This window comes from Vreelandella sulfidaeris (genome assembly GCF_042429665.1).
Classification (GTDB): domain Bacteria; phylum Pseudomonadota; class Gammaproteobacteria; order Pseudomonadales; family Halomonadaceae; genus Vreelandella.
In genome coordinates, this window is record NZ_JBHMAC010000025.1 from 1 (window position 1) to 1,236 (window position 1,236).

The following is a 1,236-nucleotide window of genomic DNA, read 5'->3' on the forward strand; positions in this document are numbered from 1 at the left end:
CTACGGCTACCTTGTTACGACTTCACCCCAGTCATGAACCACACCGTGGTGATCGCCCTCTTGCGTTAGGCTAACCACTTCTGGTGCAGTCCACTCCCATGGTGTGACGGGCGGTGTGTACAAGGCCCGGGAACGTATTCACCGTGACATTCTGATTCACGATTACTAGCGATTCCGACTTCACGGAGTCGAGTTGCAGACTCCGATCCGGACTGAGACCGGCTTTAAGGGATTCGCTTGCTCTCGCGAGTTCGCAGCCCTTTGTACCGGCCATTGTAGCACGTGTGTAGCCCTACCCGTAAGGGCCATGATGACTTGACGTCGTCCCCACCTTCCTCCGGTTTGTCACCGGCAGTCTCCTTAGAGTTCCCGACATTACTCGCTGGCAAATAAGGACAAGGGTTGCGCTCGTTACGGGACTTAACCCAACATTTCACAACACGAGCTGACGACAGCCATGCAGCACCTGTCTCTGCGTTCCCGAAGGCACCCCGGAATCTCTTCCGGGTTCGCAGGATGTCAAGGGTAGGTAAGGTTCTTCGCGTTGCATCGAATTAAACCACATGCTCCACCGCTTGTGCGGGCCCCCGTCAATTCATTTGAGTTTTAACCTTGCGGCCGTACTCCCCAGGCGGTCGACTTATCGCGTTAACTTCGCCACAAAGTGCGCTAGGCACCCAACGGCTGGTCGACATCGTTTACGGCGTGGACTACCAGGGTATCTAATCCTGTTTGCTACCCACGCTTTCGCACCTCAGTGTCAGTATCAGTCCAGAAGGCCGCCTTCGCCACTGGTATTCCTCCCGATCTCTACGCATTTCACCGCTACACCGGGAATTCTACCTTCCTCTCCTGTACTCTAGCTTGACAGTTCCGGATGCCGTTCCCAGGTTGAGCCCGGGGCTTTCACAACCGGCTTATCAAGCCACCTACGCGCGCTTTACGCCCAGTAATTCCGATTAACGCTTGCACCCTCCGTATTACCGCGGCTGCTGGCACGGAGTTAGCCGGTGCTTCTTCTGCGAGTGATGTCTTTCCTGATGGGTATTAACCACCAGGCGTTCTTCCTCGCTGAAAGTGCTTTACAACCCGAGGGCCTTCTTCACACACGCGGCATGGCTGGATCAGGGTTGCCCCCATTGTCCAATATTCCCCACTGCTGCCTCCCGTAGGAGTTCGGGCCGTGTCTCAGTCCCGATGTGGCTGATCATCCTCTCAGACCAGCTACGGATCGTC

General features: G+C 55.9%; 1 rRNA gene. It reads right to left on the minus strand.

Going from position 1 to position 1,236, the window contains the following annotated elements:
* Positions 1-1,236 (minus strand): 16S ribosomal RNA (locus ACFFLD_RS20560); the annotation flags it as partial.